This is a genomic window from Microtetraspora malaysiensis (assembly GCF_001528665.1).
In the GTDB taxonomy this organism is placed as follows: domain Bacteria; phylum Actinomycetota; class Actinomycetes; order Streptosporangiales; family Streptosporangiaceae; genus Microtetraspora_A; species Microtetraspora_A malaysiensis.
Map to the genome: position 1 here is coordinate 138871 of NZ_BBYJ01000014.1, position 16747 is coordinate 155617.

The window sequence follows — 16747 nt, forward strand, 5'->3', positions numbered from 1 at the left end:
ACAGCCAGTCGAGGAAGGCAGAACGATGAGCGCACAGCACGAAGCCGGCGTGACGACCACACACCGCGTGGTGATTCTGGGGGCGGGGTACGCGGGCCTGTCCGCGGCGATCCAGCTCGCGTCCCGGGTCAAGCGGAGCGAGAACGTGCAGGTGACCCTGGTGAACGCGCAGGAGCACTTCACCGAGCGGCTGCGGCTGCACATGACCGCGACCGGACAGCAACTCGCCGAGCTGAGTATCCCGGAGCTGCTGGAGGGTACGGGTGCGCGGTTCGTCCGCGGCTGGGTGACGGCGGTGGACGCGGACGCGAAGACCGTACGGATCGACGACGAACACGTCCTGCCCTACGACACGCTGGTGTACGGGCTGGGCGGCGTGGCCGACACGGCGGCGGTGCCGGGCGTCGAGGACCACGCGTACGCGCTGAACAGCGCCCAGGACGCCGAGGCGCTGGCCGATCGGCTGGCCCGGCTCGGCCGCGGCACGGTGGTGGTCGCCGGCAGCGGGCTGACCGGCATCGAGTCGGCCGCGGAGATCGCCGAGCGGCACCCGGAGCTGAACGTGGTGCTGCTGGGCCGGCGTGAACCCGGTGCGGCCATGAACCCGAAGGCCAAGGCGTACCTGCGGTCCGCGCTCGAGCGCCTGGGCGTGCGGGTGCGCAGCGGGGTCGAGGTGGCGAAGGTGCTGCCCGACGCGGTCGAGCTGACCGGCGGGGAGAGTGTGCCGGCTGACGTGGTCCTGTGGACGAGCGGTACGCGGATGTCACCGCTGGCGGCCGCCGCCGGGCTGACCGTCGACGAACACGGCCGCGTCGTCACCGACGCCACGCTGCGGTCGGTGTCCCACCCCGAGGTGTACGCCGTGGGCGACGCGGCCGCGATCCGCCAGGGTTACGGCGTCATGCACGGCACCTGCCAGGGGGGCATGCCGACCGGTGTGCACGCCGCGATGTCGATCGTCCGGGCGCTGAAGGGCAAGCGGCCCAAGCCGTTCCGCTTCGGCTACTACCACACGCCGGTGAGCCTGGGCCGCCACGACGCGGTCGTGCAGTTCACCCACCCCGACGACAGCCCCCGACGAGTGCATCTCACCGGCCGCGTCGCGGCCCGGTATAAGGAGACGGTGACCGCTTCCCCTTGGCCCACGTGGGGCCGTATGAAGAAGATGCCCGCTTCGGGCGCGTTCTGGCCCCGCGGCGGGCGCTTCACCCGGGCCGGTGCGGCGCGGTGACCCAGCCACTGAACCTCGACGAGCAGGTGTTCGTCCGGAATCGGAACCTGCTGTTCTCGGTGGCCTACCGCATCCTCGGCAGCGCGGCCGATGCCGAGGACGCGGTGCAGGACGCCTGGATCAAGTGGTCGGCCGCCGACCGCTCCCAGGTGGCCGACCCCAAGGCGTACCTGACCCGGATCGTGTCGAATCAGGCGCTGGAGCGGCTGCGCTCCACCCAGCACAAACGTGAGACCTATGTGGGGCCGTGGCTTCCTGAGCCCATCCTCACCAGCGCAGACACCGCGGATTCCGTCACGGGCGCCGAGTCGGTGTCGATGGCGATGCTGGTGGTGCTGGAGACGCTGAGCCCGCTCGAGCGCGCGGTGTTCGTGCTGAAGGAGGTCTTCGACTTCAGCCACGCCGAGGTCGCGGAGGCGGTGGAGCGCTCCGAAGCCGCGGTACGGCAGGCCGCGCACCGCGCGCGCGAACATGTGCAAGCCCGGCGGCCGCGCTTCGCCGCGGACCGGTCGCGGCAGCGTGCGGTCACCGAGCGGTTCTTCGCCGCCGCGACCGGCGGTGACGTCAACGCCCTGATGGAGCTGCTGTCCCCGGACGTCACGCTATGGACCGACGGCGGCGGCAAGGTCCGCCAGGCCCTGCGCCCGGTCGTGGGCGCGGCGACGGTGGCAGGCTGGTTCGCGGCCATCGGCACCGTCACCTACCAGGGCGTCGAGCCCGCCGACATGAACGCCGAACTCGTCGAGATCAACGGCGGGCCGGGCATCGTCTTCAGCGGCCCGGGCCGTGTGATCGCCACCGTCACCTTCGACTTCGATGGCGACGGCCGCATCACCGCCATCCACAACGTCGCCAACCCGGACAAGCTCCTGGCCGTCGCCGACGGCACCGCCCGCAGTCTCGGGACGCGGTGAGCTACCCGCCCATCGGCCGGACGGCGGCGACCGCGCCGTCCGGCCGGCCGGGCCGGCTCATCCGCGAACGGCTCAGGAAAGCGGCGTTCCTACCTCTGCTGCCGCAAGCAGCATGATCAACTTCGATCGATAGGTCTGTTCCCAGAGAGACCTGACCCGCATACGGGCGGCTCAGCCCACCGAGGCGATCATGGCGAGTGGCCTTGCTACGGACGACGCTATGGACGACGACGGCGTCCTCGACACCATGACAGCGCCGGCACATGGCCGGGATGGCGCTGGACGGAGCACCTGACGCCGGGGCCGTGGCGGACGTAACCGTCGACGGCGCAAGGAAGGCGCGGCGCTGGCACAAGCGTGTTCTCGGCCAGCACCTACGGAAGCGAGCCGTTTCCATACGCATGAATTGACGGCGAGGAAGCCCAGCGGAGCGATGACCCCAGGCATTTCTCAGTAAAACTATCCCCGCGCATTTCAGAGCACAGTAAAGCTAGAATTCCGCGGTTTTCGGGAGATTGGCATCGGGGATACCGCAAAGGTGGGACATAGCTGAGGAAATGGTTTAACTATGCATCTATCTCCGGCAATATGAGGGGCAACGTCGCACATCCAAGGGGTTTCACGTTGCTTCGGTCGGTTCAGGGGAGAAACGCTCTGGGTCGGGTTTCAGCACGTCGGCGCAGTCTCGCCTTGCGCGCGCACGATGGCGCGGACGCCACCCCGTCCTACACCACCACCGGCAAACCCGGCGACTACCAGCCGACCCCATCCGGACTTCAAGGCACGGAGTTCACCAACGGCGGCAACGCCACCCCATTCCTGCTCCATAGCGGCCACCAGTTCCGTGGGTATCCCGGTGTTGCTATCTCACAGTGTCGATGCCGGGTCGCGCTGAATGGATGGCACTCCAGCCATCGAGAGGGACATGAGTATGAGTCACGATATTCATCCCCGCATACCGCGACGGCGGGCCCTGATCGGCGCACTTGCTCTGATCGGCGCACTTGGACTGGTCACCGCTTGCGGCGGCTCGCCGCCCCGCGGCCCGGCGTCCCGCGGGATCACCCCGGGCGCCGGCCAGACCCTGCCCGGCAGGCCCGGCGGCACCGGCCCGGCATCTTCCATCCCGGTGATGCCCAACACGGCCACAGCCCCACCCACACGCAGCGCGCCGGCCACGCCGGTGGGCCCGAACTCCGTGACGATCAAGAATTTCGCCTTCCATCCCGCTGCGCTGACCGTCAAGGCAGGCACTACGGTGACCTGGACCAACCAGGACCCTGAACCGCACACCGTGACGAGCCAGGGCCAGGGCCCGCTCCGCTCCGCCACGCTGGCGTCCGGTGCGCGCTACCCCTACAAGTTCGCCACGCCGGGCACCTACAAGTACCAGTGCAGCATCCACCCATTCATGACCGCCACTGTGACGGTGACCCAGTGACCGGCCCCATCGATCCGCGTGGAGCCGAGCCGACGCCGGAACACGGGATGTCTCGCCGCCAACTGCTGCGCCACGCCGGCTGGTTCGGCGCCGCCGTGGTCTTGACGGTGGCCGACGGCCAAGTGATCAGCAGCATCGCAGGCAGCCAGGACAGCGCCGCCGCACAGGCCGCCCACTCTGGCGCGCTGCGGTTCGTGCAGATTTCCGACAGCCACGTCGGCTTCACCGGCGCCGCCAACACCGACGTGAACCGAACGTTCACCGAAGCGCTCAATCAGGTCAACAGCCTGGGCTTCCTCCCCGACTTCGTCATGCACAGCGGCGACCTCACCCACCTCTCCACTCCGGGCCAGTTCGACCAGGTCAAGCAGATGTTGACCGGCCTGCGTACCGGTCGCGTCTTCACGGTGCCCGGGGAACACGACTCGATCGGCGATGCCGGACATGCGTACCGGCAGCGATTCGGCGCAAACACCCTCGGCGAGGGCTGGTACAGCTTCGACACCCATGGCGTCCACTTCATCGCTCTGGTCAACACCCTGAACATGAAGCAACTCGGGCACCTTGGCACCGACCAGATCGACTTCGTCCGCAAAGACGTCAATGGCCTATCGGCTGACACTCCCATCGTGGTGTTCAGCCATATCCCGCTGTTCGCCATGTACCCGGCTTGGGGCTGGGGCACCGATGACGCCATCAAGGTCCTGGGCCTGCTGCGCCGTTTCTCCTCCGTGACCTGCCTGAACGGCCACGTGCACCAGCTGTTCACCAAGACCGAAGGCAACGTCACCTTTCACAGCGCCACCACCACCGCCTATCCACTGCCCAAACCGGGCATCGGGCCGGGACCCCTCCCGCAGGTGGTACCAGCCGGCCGCCTCAAGGACGCGCTGGGCATCCGCACTGTCACCTACCGTAAGGGCGAAGGCGGCCTGGCCGTCACCGACCACAAGCTGACATGAAGGCGTCCGCGGCCTCGCCGTCCGCTTGAGCACGGCCGCCGCCATCGCCGTCAGCGGCTACATCCACGCCGACCTGGAAGATCGATGCCGGGGACACCGCGAGGCGGGACATAACTAGCGTTGAGCGGGCTGTTGCGACGGCCCCGGCGGCCAGGACCATGGGAGGGAGCAGACGGACGTGGGAGCCCCACCGAAGATGTCACCCCGGCCGGCCCGGCTGCGGCTGGCGACAGCCGCCGGGCTCGCCCTGGCCGTGACGGCGGCCTTGTACGCGTTCGGCCGGATACACACACCCGACTACGCCAGCAGCCTGTTCGGACGCCGCGGCAACGACGCGAACCTTCTGAAGGCGCAAGTAGGCACCGCCCTGCTGGGCCTGGCCTTCTACCAGCTCATATTGGCGCTGTGGATCTACCAGCGGCTACCCGGGGCCGGTGCCGCCCCCCGCCCGGTACACCTCGCCCACCGCATCGGCGGAGCCGTGCTGTTCGTGGTCTCCCTGCCCATCGCCTACCACTGCATCACCGCTTACGGAGTGCAGACGGACAGCGCCCGAGTCGCCCTGCACTCCCTCGCCGGCTGCTTCTTCTACGGCGCATTCGCCGCGAAGGTACTCATCGTCCGCAGTCGGCACCTACCCGGCTGGGCGTTGCCACTCGCCGGCGGCACCCTGGTCACCCTCATCGCGATCTTGTGGTCCGCAGCGGCCCTCTGGCAGCTGACCCAACCCTAGGTCGTGAGGTACTCGACCGCCCTCCCGATGCCCTCGCTTTCCGCCGCTCCGGTCACCGTCGGCAATAGGACGGGAAATTACCTCCCGGCGTGGCAAAAATGTCACGGCACAGGATCAGGCTGCCGAGCTCCCAATAGCGCTGCTCATATGAAGGCGGTGACGCCCTCGTATTCGCCTTGGCGTGCGTGGCCGGTCACCTCGTATTCGAGGAGCAGCAGGCCGTTCGGCGTGGCCTCGTGATGGAGCAGGCGGAGGCCGGACGGGGCGCCTGCGCCGGTCAACAGCCGTCGGCCGGTCCGGAGTACGGCGGGGGCGACCACGAGGCGGAGCGTGTCGATCAGGCCCGCCGACAGCAGTGAGTCGCCCAGGCGGGCGCTTCCGTGGATCTGGAGTTCCCGGCCTGGCTGTGCCTTGAGTTCGGTGACCGCGTGGACCGGGTCGCCCTTGAGGATGATCGTGGGGTTCCAGGTCCCTTCGGTGAGGGTGTTCGTCACGACGTACTTCGGCAGGGTGTTCATCCGCTCGGCGAACGGGTCGGCAGGGTCGGTGATCTTCGGCCAGTCGCGTGCGAACGCCTCGTAGGTCCGCCGGCCGAGCAGCAGGCCGTCGGCGAGGTCGAGCCAGTCGGAGGCGCGCTGGACGAACATCCCGTCCATGTGGGGGACGAGCCAGCCGCCACGGACGAATCCGTCGCCGGTGTCCTCGTCCGGCGAGCCGGGGCCCTGGCTGACCCCGTCGAGCGTGACGAACTCGGTGAGGGTGATCTTCATCGCGGAGCCACGCTCTCGGTGAGAGCGGCCAACTGGCGGGTGACCGTCCCCCACCCCTCGGCGAAGCCGAGCTTCTCGTGATGAGCGCGGGCCTCCGGGTCGCCGTGCCGGACGACGATCCGGTAGTCCGTGCCGTCTGGGTGATCGTTCAGCGTGATCGTGGCGGTCATCGGGACCGGGGCGGGGCTCGCGGGCCGCCACGTGCTGTCAATCGCATTGGTGAACACGATCCGCTCGAACTCGTCCACGGCGAGGAAGCACGCGTCCAGGTGCGAGACGAACGCGGCCCCGTCGTCACTCAGCCGCGTCACGAACGCCCCGCCGGGCCGCAGGTCCAGGCGGTCCACCCGGCAGCGGGACGGAGCCGGGACCCACCACTGCTCAAGCCGGGACGGGTCGGTCCAGGCCCTCCACACGGTCGCGCGCGGGGCGCGGATGATCCGCTCCAGGCCGAGGTCGAGATCGGGATTCACTGCCTGTTCTCCTCCGGGTCGGTGACCAACTGTTCGAGGCGGTCGGTGCGCTCCGCCCAGATCTGGCGCTGCTCCGCGAGCCAATCGTCGACCAAGGCGAGCCGCTCGCGGTTGAGCACGCACGTGCGCACCCGGCCGGACTTGACCGTGCGGATCAGCCCGTTCGATTCGAGCGTCCGCACGTGCTTCATGAAGGAGGGAAGGGTCATCGGGAACTCGCGGGCGAGGTCGCCGACGCTCGTGGGCCCGTGGCCGAGGCGCCGGACGACGGCGCGCCGGGTGGGGTCGGCGAGGGCGACGAACAGCCCGTCGAGCTGCGCCGAATACTGTGCCACGCCGCTAAGTATCACCGCCCCGCAATAGTTAGCGCAAGAGCTAACTGTCGAGTCGCGCAGGCGATCACCAACCATCACCGGCCATCTCCCTGATCAACAGCGTCTCGGCCGGGCGACGTCACCGTGGTCAGGCAAGGTAGGAGAGGCGCGCCGACCTGTACAAGCTGATGATGAACCACGCCATGACGATGAAACCGGTGATCGCGACGATGAATGCGATGCCCTGCGTCCGGGCGGCCGTATACGCGAGCAGCGACGCGACAACGCTGACTATCGTCAGAATCCAGCGGATCGCGTCGAAAGTCGAAGCGGTGGAGACGTCGCCGAAAGCTCGCGCCCGGGTAACGATGCCCGTTGCCACCAGCCATATCGTGACGAGTTTTCCCGCACCGTAAAGCAGGCCGATGACGATGTTCTCCGTCAGCCCGGTGAGCTCCGCGAGCGAGAGCACCAACGTCACGAGGGCGGCCATCCGAGCCTTGCCGAAGGCGGGATCCACCGCCGTTTCCAGGCGCGAGAGCCCCGAAACCACGAGCGCCCATCCGATGGCGTCTACGAGCAGGTCGAATCCGTTGACGCGTAACGCCACTGAGGCGATGAGGAATCCGGCCGCGATGCGATAGAGAGGAAACACGGTCGAGATCATCTCATGAGCGGCAAAAGTAGATCGACCAATGATTTCTACCCGAATCCGGTCGATCTTCTGACGTGGAAAAATGTCGCGGCGACCGGCAGAGTCGCGGATCGCCGACTGACACGTCCGCGAAATGCACGGGAAACGCGGTGGAAACGGCGGCTTCCTATCGTCCGTTCATGAGGCTCACTCCACACGAACAGGAACGCCTGCTCATCCACGTCGCCGCGGGGGTCGCCCGCGACCGCCGGGAGCGGGGCCTTCTCCTCAACCATCCCGAGGCCACCGCGCTCATCGCGTCCTTCCTGCTGGAGGGCGCGCGCGACGGCCGCAGCGTGGCGGACCTGATGGACGCGGGCCGCAAGGTGCTCCAGCGCGAGGACGTCATGGAGGGCGTCCCCGAGATGCTGGAGTCGGTGCAGATCGAGGCGACCTTCCCCGACGGCACCAAGCTCGTCACCGTCCACCGGCCGATCGCATGATCCCCGGGGAGATCGTGTACGGCGACGCCCCGGTCCCGCTCAACCCCGGTAGGCGGCGGATCACGCTGCGGGTCGTCAACACGGCGGACCGGCCGATCCAGGTGGGATCGCACTACCACTTCGCCGCGGCCAACCCCGCGCTGGAGTTCGACCGGCGGGCCGCCTGGGGCACCCGCCTGGACGTGCCCGCCGGGACCGCCGTCAGGTTCGAGCCCGGCATCGAGCGCGACGTGACGCTCGTTCCCCTGGCGGGCCACCGCGTCGTCCCGGGGCTGCGTCCGGAATGGGCGGGCCCGCTCGACCGTGAGGAGTCCCGATGACCGCCGTCGAACGGGAACGCTACGCCGCGCTGTACGGTCCGACCGCCGGCGACCGGGTGCGGCTGGCCGACACGGATCTGTTCGTCGAGGTGACCGAGGACCTCGCGATGGGCCCGGCCGGCGCGGGCGACGAGGCCGTCTTCGGCGGCGGCAAGGTGATCCGTGAGTCCATGGGGCAGGCCCGCGCCACCCGGGCCGAGGGCGCGCCCGACCTGGTCGTCACCGGCGCCGTGATCCTCGACCACTGGGGCGTCGTCAAGGCCGATATCGGCATCCGCGACGGGCGGATCTCGGCGATCGGCAAGGCGGGCAACCCCGACACGATGGACGGCGTCCACCCGGATCTCGTCATCGGGCCGTCCACCGAGATCCTCGCGGGCAACGGCAAGATCGTCACAGCGGGGGCGGTGGACTCCCACGTGCACCTGATCTGCCCGCAACTCCTGGACGAGGCGCTGGCGTCGGGCGTCACGACGATCATCGGCGGCGGCACGGGCCCCGCCGAGGGGACCAAGGCGACCACGGTCACCGGCACGTGGTACCTCGCCCGCATGCTGGAGTCGCTGGACTCCCACCCGGTGAACGTGGCGCTGCTCGGCAAGGGCAACACCGTGCGCATCGAGGGCCTGTACGAGCAGCTCAGGGCCGGGGCCTGCGGGTTCAAGCTGCACGAGGACTGGGGCACGACGCCCGCCGCGATCGACGCCTGCCTCGGCGTGTGCGAGGCCACGGGGGTGCAGGCGGCGATCCACACGGACACGCTGAACGAGGCCGGGTTCGTCGAGTCGACGCTCGCGGCGATCGGCGGGCGGATGATCCATGCGTACCACACCGAGGGCGCCGGAGGCGGGCACGCCCCCGACATCATCAAGGTGGCGGGCCATCGGAACATCCTGCCGTCGTCCACCAACCCGACCCGGCCGCACACCGTCAACACGCACCACGAGCACCTGGACATGCTCATGGTGTGCCACCACCTCAACCCGTCGATCCCCGAGGACCTGGCGTTCGCCGAGTCCCGGATCCGCCCGGCGACGATGGCGGCCGAGGACGTCCTGCACGACGTCGGAGCCATCTCGATGATCGGCTCCGACTCTCAGGCCATGGGCCGGATCGGCGAGACGATCATCCGCACGTGGCAGACCGCGCACGTCATGAAGGGGCGGCGCGGCGCGCTTCCCGGTGAGTCCGGTACGGCGTCCGCCCGCGGGACCGCCCACCCCGCCGACAACCTCCGCGCCCGCCGCTATATCGCGAAATACACGATAAATCCGGCGATAGCGCATGGGCTGGAGGCCGAGGTCGGCTCGGTCGAACCCGGCAAACTGGCCGACCTCGTGCTCTGGAGTCCCGCGTTCTTCGGGGTGAAACCGGATCTCGTGATCAAGGGCGGCGTGATCGCGTACGCGCAGATGGGCGACGCGAACGCGTCGATCCCGACCCCGCAGCCGGTGCTCCCCCGGCCCATGTTCGGCGCGGCGCCGGCCACGGCGGCGGCGACGTCACTGCACTTCGTGTCCCCGCTCGCCATCGAGGACGGCCTCGCCGACCGGCTCAGGATCGCCCGCAGGCTCGCCCCCGTCTCCGGCGTACGGCGGCGCGGCAAGGAGGCGATGGTGCTCAACGACGCGCTTCCCTCGATCGAGGTGAACCCCGACACCTTCGCGGTGCGGGTGGACGGCGAGCTTGTCGAACCCGCCCCCGCCGAGGTGCTTCCCATGGCCCAGCGCTACTTCCTCTTCTGAGCCGACTTCTGAGACGGCTGCAGGGCCGGCTGCTGGGCCGGCGGCCCCGGGCCGATGACCTCGATCGACCACGACGAAGGACGGTGACCGTGGACGCCGCGCTCCTGCTGCTCGCCGACTCCCGGCTGCCCGCCGGAGGCCACGCTCATTCCGGCGGTATCGAGGAGGCCGTACGCGCGGGTGCGGTGACCGGCCCCGGCGACCTGGCGCGCTTCCTACGCGGGCGGCTCGCCACGGCCGGCCTGGTCGCCGCCGCGCTCGCCGCCGCCGCCTGCGAGCTCGGCTCCACCTGCGATATCGGCTCCGCCCGTGAGCTCGGCTCCGCCGTCATCGACGCTCCGGCGCCCTCGGCGAACGCCCGGCGACGACCGGCCGACCTCGCCTCCGAGAGCACCGCGCCGGAGCCGGCCGGCGGCCCACCGGAGCCGATCGTCCTCTGGAGAAGGCTCGACGCCGAGGCGGACGCCCGTACCTCGTCGCCCGCCCAGCGGGAGGCCGCTCGCACCCAGGGGCGGCTCCTGGTCAGGACGGCCCGCCGGATCTGGCCGTCGCCCGTCCTCGAGACGCTCGCGCGAGCCGTACCCGAGGGCGCGCACCATCCGATCGCGCTCGGCGCGGCGGCCGCGGCGGCAGGCTGCGACCCGGGCCAGGCCGCGCTGGCCGCGGCCTACGCGTCGGTGACGGGGCCGGCGACGGCGGCCGTGCGGCTCCTCGGCCTGGACCCGGTGGCGGTGCACCGGCTGCTCGCCGACCTGGCTCCCTCGCTGGACGAGACCGCACGCGCCGCTCGTACGGCCACTCGTACGGCCGCGCGCCCGGAGCGCGGGGCCGCCGATGCAGACAGCCGGTGGACCCCCTGCCCGGACGGCGAGGGGACGGCGGACCCGGATCTCGCCGGTCCGGAGGTCGCGGGCGACGCGTGGTGGGCGGCGTTACCCGCGGCGGCCGCGCCCGCGCTCGACCTTTTGGCCGAGAACCACCTGAAGGCCGCGACCCGGCTCTTCGTCTCCTGACCGGCTCCATCCCTGACGGCCACGCAGAAGGACGGTGACCCGCAGATGGGCGCACACCACAACGACCGGCACGACGCGCCGGACGGCCACGGCCGGGCGCTCCGCCTCGGCGTCGGCGGCCCGGTCGGCAGCGGCAAGACCGCTCTGGTGGCCGCGCTGTGCCGCGGCCTCGGCCGGTCGATGCGGCTCGGCGTCGTGACGAACGACATCTACACGACCGAGGACGCCGACTTCCTGCGCCGCGCGGGGGTGCTCGACCCCGAACGCATCCTCGCGGTGCAGACCGGCTGCTGCCCCCACACCGCGATCCGCGACGACATCGCGGCCAATCTGGACGCGGTCGAGACCCTGGAGGAGCGGTTCGGGCCGCTCGATCTGGTGATCGTCGAGAGCGGAGGCGACAACCTGACCGCCACCTTCAGCCGCGGGCTGGCGGACGCCCAGATCTTCGTGCTCGACGTCTCCGGCGGGGACAAGGTCCCGCGCAAGGGCGGTCCGGGCGTCACCACGGCCGACCTGCTCGTGGTCAACAAGACCGATCTCGCTCCCCTCGTCGGCGCGGACCTGGCCGTCATGGCCCGGGACGCGGAAGCCGTACGCGAGGGCAGGCCCGTGCTGTTCACCTCGATCAGGGAGGACGGCGGCGCGCCCGGCGTCGCCGACTGGGTGTCCGGCGTCGTCCACTCGTGGCGGCACCGGCACGGCCACATCCATGACCACGCGGACGGGCCGGTTGAGATCCCCATGCCCCTCGACCTGGCATGACGTCGGGTCCGAAGGAGACGCGATGACGGCGCCGCCACTCGGCACCCGGTCGTCCGTGCGGGCGCGCGCGGCGGTCAGGACGGAGCGCGGCCCCGGAGGCCGCACCCGGCTGGAGACCCTGCGGTCGGATCCGCCGCTGACCCTCCGGCAGACCGGACCCGACGTGGTCCACCTCGTCTCGACGGCGGCCGGACCGCTCGGAGGCGACCGCCTCGTGCTCGACGTCGCCGTCGCGCCCGGCACCACGCTGGAGGTCCGTTCGATCGCGAGCACGCTGGTCCTGCCCGGTCCCCGCGCGGCGGACTCCGTCCTGGTCGTCACCGCCCGGGTCGGCGCGGGCGGCTCGCTGCGCTTCGTGCCGGAGCCGACCGTACTGGCCGCCGGATGCGCGCACCGCGTCGCCGTACGGCTCTCGCTCGCGCGGGACGCCACCGTGTTCTGGAGGGAGGAGATCGTCTTCGGCCGCCACGGCGAGCGGCCGGGACGGTGCCGGTCCCGGTTCGACGCGGTCGTGGACGGGACGCCGCTGCTCCGTCAGGAACTCGTCGTCGGCGAACCGGCGGCCGACGGCAGCCCCGCCGTGTACGGCACCGCCCGCTGCGTCGGGAGCACCCTCATCGCGGGGCGCGGTCACGCTGCCGACGCCCCCGTGGCCGGGGACGGTCTGCCGCGCGGCGCGCGGGCCGGTTCTCCGGAGAGCGCGCCGCCGCGGGCCATGCTGGGCGACGGCTGCGCGGTGCTTCCGCTGGCCGGGCCCGGCGTCCTGGTGTCGGCCCTGGCCGAAGACGCCGTCCAGCTGCGCAAGCGCCTCGAATGGGGCGAAGCGCTCGCCGCGCCGTAACCGCCGCCGCGTCCGAGCTCGGGGCGGCGGCGGACAGGGCCGGCGGGACGGGGTCAGCGGCCGGCGCCCGGGATCCGGTCGGCGAGGCCGGCGTGCAGGTCCCGCAGCTCGCGCTTGAGGATCTTGCCGCTCGGGTTCTTCGGGAGCGCGTCGACGAAGGCGACCGCCTTGGGCACCTTGAAGGCGGCCAGCCGCGACCGCGTGTGGGCCCGCAGCTCCTCCTCGGTGACGGCCGTGCCCGGCTTGGTCACCACGATCGCGACGACCGCCTCGATCCAGCTGGGATGCCTGACCCCGACGACCGCGACCTCGGCGACGGCGGGGTGCTCGTAGATGACCTCCTCGACCTCCCGGCTGGCGACGTTCTCACCGCCGGTCTTGATCATGTCCTTGATCCGGTCGACGACCGTGAGGAACCCCTCGTCGTCCATCACCCCCAGGTCGCCGGAGTGGAACCAGCCGCCGCGGAAGGCCTCGGCCGTCTTCTCCGGGTCGTCCAGGTAGCCGAGGACGGCGTGCGGGCTCCGGTGGACGATCTCCCCGATCTCTCCCGGCGCCACGTCGTCGCCGTCGGCGTCCACGACCCGGGTCTCGACGTTCAGGGCGGCCTGGCCGGCCGACCCCGCCTTGCGGATCTGGTCCTCCGGCTGGAGCATGACCGCGACCGGGGCCATCTCCGTCTGGCCGTAGAAGTTCCACAGACGCACGCCGGGCAGCCGCTCGCCGATCTCTCTGAGCACCTCGACCGGCATGATCGCCGCGCCGTAGTAGCCCTTCCTGAGGGAGGAGAGGTCGCGCCGGTCGAAGTCCGGGTGGCGCAGGAGGGAGATCCACACGGTCGGCGGGGCGAAGAACTTCGTCACCCGGTGGCGCTCCATCGCCTCCAGCAGGGCGGCCGGGTCGGGGCCGGGCAGGATGTGGCTGACCGCGCCGAGCTGGATGTCCGGCACCAGGAAGCAGTGCTGCTGCGCGCAGTGGAACAGCGGCATCGCGTGCAGCTCGACATCGTTGCGGTCCATGCCGCCGTCGATGACGCAACTGCTGTACTGCGCGATCAGCGCGGCGTGGGACAGCACCGCGCCCTTCGGGCGTGACTCGGTGCCGGAGGTGTAGAGGACCTGGGCGGGGTCGTCGGCGCCGATGAGGACGGCGGGGGCCTCGGCGTCCTCGTGGGCGAGCAGCGCGCCGAACGGCTCCCACCCGTCGGCGTCCCCGTACGCGACGCGGATCCTGAGGCGGTCGGCCGCCTTGGCCGCGTCCCGCGCCACGGGAAGGAGCGCGTACTGCGCGATCAGCGCGACGGCGGACGAGTGCGCGAGCACGTAGCCGATCTCGTCGGCCCCGAGCATGAAGTTGATCGGCACGAGGACCGCTCCGGCGCGGGCGACCCCGAAGATCGTCTGCACGTACTCCACGCTGTTGCGCGAGAGCACCGCGACCCGTTCGCCGGGCCGCACGCCGCGCGCGATCAGCGCGCCGGCCAGCCGGGAGGCGTCCTCGTCCAGCTCGGCGAAGGTGCGACTGGTCCTCCCGTCCGACACGGCGAGCCTGCTCGGATGGCGTCGGGCGGAGCGGCGCAGCAGGTCGGCGAGGGACTGCCTGCGGGCGAGGGCGACGTCCGCCGCCGCTTCCGAGGGGGCCGAGGGTCCAGCGAAAGCCATAAAGTTCTCCAACTGGCGCAGCAGACGAAACTTCCGGAAAGCGTAGTGACTTACGCCACTTTTGAGGAGATCTGTACGGACCGGAAGCCGCCGCCCAGGCCGCGCGCGGCGCCCGCCGCCATCTCTTGATCGCCCCCACCGCACCAAGACATGGCGGATTTGAGACATTGATGTCTCACATGAGGTATATTTGTCTCATGGCGTTCGATCGTGACCACGTACTCCGCTGCGCGGCGGACCTGCTCTCGCGCAAGGCGACCGCCACCCAGGACGAGATCGCCAAGGCCGCCGGGATCAGCCGCGCCACCCTGCACCGGCACTTCGCCGGGCGGGACGCGCTCATCCGCGCCCTTGAGGAACTCGGCATGCGCCAGCTCCAGGAGGTCGTGGACCAGGCCCGGCTGGACGACGGCAGCGCCACCGAGGCGCTGGTCCGACTGGTCGAGGCCAGCCACCCGGTCGCGAGCTTCCTCGCCTTCCTGGCCACCGAGAACCAGCTCTTCGAGGGCGAGGAGCTCAACGAGGGCTGGCAGCTGATCGACGTCCGGATCGCCGCGCTGTTCAAGCGCGGCCAGGAGTCCGGCGAGTTCCGCATCGACCTCTCCCCGGCCTGGCTCATCGAAGCCCTCTACGGGCTCATCTCCGCCGCCGCCTGGACCATCCAGCTCGGCAAGACCGCGCCCCGCGACTACACCGCGATGATCACCGGGTTGATGCTGGGCGGCCTCGAACGCCGCACCCCGCAACCCTGATCGCGACGGCGCTCCACGAACCCCACCCTGTCGAAGGACAACCCGCACCATGACCACCGTTTCGCGGCCGACACCGGAACCGACCGAACTGAACGACAAGCACCCCGGCCGCTGGGCCGCGCTCGGCGTGCTCGTCCTCGCCGTCCTCCTGGTCGCCGTCGACGCGACGGTCCTCGCCCTGGCCACCCCGTTCATCAGCGAGGACCTCAAGCCGTCCGGCGTCCAGTTGCTGTGGATCGGCGACGTCTACTCGTTCGTCATCGCCGGCCTGCTCGTCTCCATGGGCAGCCTCGGCGACCGCATCGGCCGCAAGAAGCTCCTGCTGACCGGCGCCGCCGCCTTCGGCGCCGCCTCGCTGCTCAACGCCTACGCCGCCGGCCCCGAAATGCTGATCGCCGCCCGCGCCCTGCTGGGCGTGGCCGGCGCGACGCTGATGCCCTCCACCCTCGCGCTGATCCGCAACATCTTCACCGACCCGCGTGAGCGCTCCCTCGCCATCGGCATCTGGGGTTCCAGCGCCTCGGCCGGGGCGGCCCTCGGCCCGCTGGCGGGCGGATTCCTGCTGGAGCACTTCTGGTGGGGCTCGGTCTTCCTCATCAACCTGCCGGTGATGGCCCTCCTGATCCTGGTCGGCGCGAAGCTGCTGCCCGAGTCGAAGAACCCCGCGCCCGGACCGTGGGACCTGCCCAGCGTCGGTCTGTCGCTCGTCGGCATGATCGGCGTCGTGTACGCGATCAAGAACGCCGCGTCGCACGGCTGGTCGACGCAGGCCGGCGTGGCCGGCGCGGTCGGTGTCGCCGCCCTGGTCTGGTTCGTCCGCCGGCAGAAGAGCCTCGCCGCGCCGCTGATCGACGTCCGCCTCTTCCGCCACCGCGGCTTCTCCGCGGTCGTCGCCTGCGACCTCTTCGCCGTGCTGGGCCTGACCGGGCTGGTCTTCTTCCTCTCCCAGTTCCTCCAGCTCGTCCAGGGCCTCTCACCGCTCCAGGCGGGCATCGCCGAGCTGCCCGCCACCGCGGGCGCCGTACTCACCGGACTGCTGGCCGGGGCGGCGGTCCGCCGGACCTCGGTCCGCGTCGTCGTCTCCGGCGGGCTCGCCGGCATCGGCGTCGCCCTGCTCCTGCTGGCCGGACTCGAACCGGGCACCGGCTACGGACTGCTGCTCACCACGCTGCTCCTGGTCGGCGTCGGTGCGGGCCTCGCCTTCACCACCACCGCCGACGTGATCGTCTCCAGCGTCCCGAAGGAGCAGGCGGGCGCCGCCTCCGCCGTCGCCGAGACCGCCTACGAGCTCGGCGCGGCGCTCGGCATCGCCATCCTCGGCTCCATCGTGAACGGCGTCTACCAGGGCTTCACCACCCCGCCCGGCATCCCGTCCGCGATCGCCGAGGCCGCGCACGCCTCAATCGGCGGCGCGGCGGAGGCCGCCGCCTCAATCGGCGGAGCCGACGGCCACGCCCTCCTGACCGCCGCCCAGGACGCCTTCACCGCGGGCCTGGCCGGTACGGCGACCGTCGGCGCGGTGGTCCTCCTGGCCACCGCCCTGGCCGCCTGGTTCCTCCTCAAGGGGCTGCGGCAGGACAGCGCCGCGGACCACTGACGGCAGGCGCGCCGACCGCCGCGGTCAGCGCGCCGGAGCGCCCGGACGGCGCCCCACGTCCCCACGGGGGCGTGGCGC

18 protein-coding genes are annotated in these 16747 nt (G+C 70.9%); 13 read left to right on the plus strand and 5 right to left on the minus strand.

What is annotated here, in order from left to right:
- Positions 1-25 precede the first annotated feature (25 nt).
- The 5 genes from AWQ71_RS19110 to AWQ71_RS19130 all read left to right on the plus strand — a co-directional run bounded on the left by AWQ71_RS19110 (position 26) and on the right by AWQ71_RS19130 (position 5281).
- The gene (locus AWQ71_RS19110; RefSeq protein WP_067135037.1) at positions 26-1231 is read left to right on the plus strand and encodes an NAD(P)/FAD-dependent oxidoreductase; all 1206 of its coding nucleotides are present in this window, start codon (positions 26-28) and stop codon (positions 1229-1231) included.
- Positions 1228-2145, plus strand: a complete 918-nt coding sequence (locus AWQ71_RS19115) for an RNA polymerase sigma-70 factor (RefSeq protein ID WP_067135240.1) — start codon at positions 1228-1230, stop codon at positions 2143-2145. Before AWQ71_RS19110 ends, AWQ71_RS19115 begins: the two co-directional genes overlap by 4 nt.
- A gap of 1198 nt (positions 2146-3343) precedes the next feature.
- Positions 3344-3586 (plus strand): plastocyanin/azurin family copper-binding protein, encoded by a 243-nt coding sequence (locus AWQ71_RS43305; RefSeq protein ID WP_218001860.1) that lies wholly within the window; start codon positions 3344-3346, stop codon positions 3584-3586.
- The gene (locus tag AWQ71_RS19125) at positions 3583-4548 is read left to right on the plus strand and encodes a metallophosphoesterase family protein (protein WP_067135041.1); all 966 of its coding nucleotides are present in this window, start codon (positions 3583-3585) and stop codon (positions 4546-4548) included. Before AWQ71_RS43305 ends, AWQ71_RS19125 begins: the two co-directional genes overlap by 4 nt.
- A gap of 178 nt (positions 4549-4726) precedes the next feature.
- Entirely contained in the window at positions 4727-5281 is a 555-nt protein-coding gene (locus tag AWQ71_RS19130; protein ID WP_218001861.1) for a DUF6529 family protein, read from the plus strand.
- 143 nt (positions 5282-5424) lie between these two features.
- On the opposite strand, the gene AWQ71_RS19135 is transcribed toward AWQ71_RS19130, so the two are convergent.
- The 4 genes from AWQ71_RS19135 to AWQ71_RS19150 all read right to left on the minus strand — a co-directional run bounded on the left by AWQ71_RS19135 (position 5425) and on the right by AWQ71_RS19150 (position 7505).
- Positions 5425-6051, minus strand: coding sequence for a dihydrofolate reductase family protein (locus tag AWQ71_RS19135; protein WP_067135044.1), 627 nt, complete (start codon positions 6049-6051; stop codon positions 5425-5427).
- Positions 6048-6524 (minus strand): SRPBCC domain-containing protein, encoded by a 477-nt coding sequence (locus AWQ71_RS19140; RefSeq protein WP_067135046.1) that lies wholly within the window; start codon positions 6522-6524, stop codon positions 6048-6050. The genes AWQ71_RS19135 and AWQ71_RS19140 overlap by 4 nt, the downstream gene beginning before the upstream one ends.
- Positions 6521-6859, minus strand: coding sequence for an ArsR/SmtB family transcription factor (locus AWQ71_RS19145; RefSeq protein ID WP_067135048.1), 339 nt, complete (start codon positions 6857-6859; stop codon positions 6521-6523). The genes AWQ71_RS19140 and AWQ71_RS19145 overlap by 4 nt, the downstream gene beginning before the upstream one ends.
- A 127-nt stretch (positions 6860-6986) precedes the next feature.
- Complete coding sequence (locus AWQ71_RS19150; RefSeq protein WP_067135050.1) at positions 6987-7505, minus strand: hypothetical protein; 519 nt, start codon at positions 7503-7505, stop codon at positions 6987-6989.
- 167 nt (positions 7506-7672) lie between these two features.
- Here AWQ71_RS19150 and AWQ71_RS19155 point away from each other — a divergent pair, with 167 nt between their 5' ends.
- From AWQ71_RS19155 to AWQ71_RS19180, 6 genes are all read left to right on the plus strand, one after another.
- Positions 7673-7975 carry an urease subunit gamma gene (locus tag AWQ71_RS19155; protein ID WP_067135052.1) on the plus strand — a complete coding sequence of 101 codons (303 nt, stop codon included), beginning with the start codon at positions 7673-7675 and terminating at the stop codon, positions 7973-7975.
- On the plus strand, positions 7972-8295 hold the full coding sequence (locus AWQ71_RS19160) for an urease subunit beta (protein WP_067135054.1): 324 nt from the start codon (positions 7972-7974) through the stop codon (positions 8293-8295). Before AWQ71_RS19155 ends, AWQ71_RS19160 begins: the two co-directional genes overlap by 4 nt.
- A complete protein-coding gene (locus tag AWQ71_RS19165; protein ID WP_067135056.1) occupies positions 8292-10040 on the plus strand; it encodes an urease subunit alpha in 1749 nt (582 codons plus the stop codon). The genes AWQ71_RS19160 and AWQ71_RS19165 overlap by 4 nt, the downstream gene beginning before the upstream one ends.
- 89 nt (positions 10041-10129) lie before the next feature.
- Positions 10130-11053 (plus strand): urease accessory protein UreF, encoded by a 924-nt coding sequence (locus tag AWQ71_RS19170; RefSeq protein ID WP_218001862.1) that lies wholly within the window; start codon positions 10130-10132, stop codon positions 11051-11053.
- Positions 11054-11098: 45 nt separating this feature from the next.
- On the plus strand, positions 11099-11818 hold the full coding sequence (gene ureG, locus AWQ71_RS19175) for an urease accessory protein UreG (protein WP_084259047.1): 720 nt from the start codon (positions 11099-11101) through the stop codon (positions 11816-11818).
- Positions 11819-11840: 22 nt separating this feature from the next.
- Positions 11841-12659 carry an urease accessory protein UreD gene (locus tag AWQ71_RS19180; protein ID WP_067135060.1) on the plus strand — a complete coding sequence of 273 codons (819 nt, stop codon included), beginning with the start codon at positions 11841-11843 and terminating at the stop codon, positions 12657-12659.
- A 53-nt stretch (positions 12660-12712) separates the two neighbouring features.
- On the opposite strand, the gene AWQ71_RS19185 is transcribed toward AWQ71_RS19180, so the two are convergent.
- Positions 12713-14320: a fatty acyl-CoA synthetase gene (locus AWQ71_RS19185; RefSeq protein ID WP_067135062.1), complete on the minus strand. Its 1608-nt coding sequence runs from the start codon at positions 14318-14320 to the stop codon at positions 12713-12715.
- Between the two features lie 197 nt (positions 14321-14517).
- Between AWQ71_RS19185 and AWQ71_RS19190 the strand changes: the two genes are divergently transcribed.
- Together AWQ71_RS19190 and AWQ71_RS19195 are read left to right on the plus strand one after the other, a co-directional pair.
- On the plus strand, positions 14518-15072 hold the full coding sequence (locus tag AWQ71_RS19190; protein ID WP_067135064.1) for a TetR/AcrR family transcriptional regulator: 555 nt from the start codon (positions 14518-14520) through the stop codon (positions 15070-15072).
- A gap of 49 nt (positions 15073-15121) precedes the next feature.
- Positions 15122-16669: an MFS transporter gene (locus AWQ71_RS19195; protein ID WP_067135066.1), complete on the plus strand. Its 1548-nt coding sequence runs from the start codon at positions 15122-15124 to the stop codon at positions 16667-16669.
- The last annotated feature ends 78 nt before the right edge of the window (positions 16670-16747 follow it).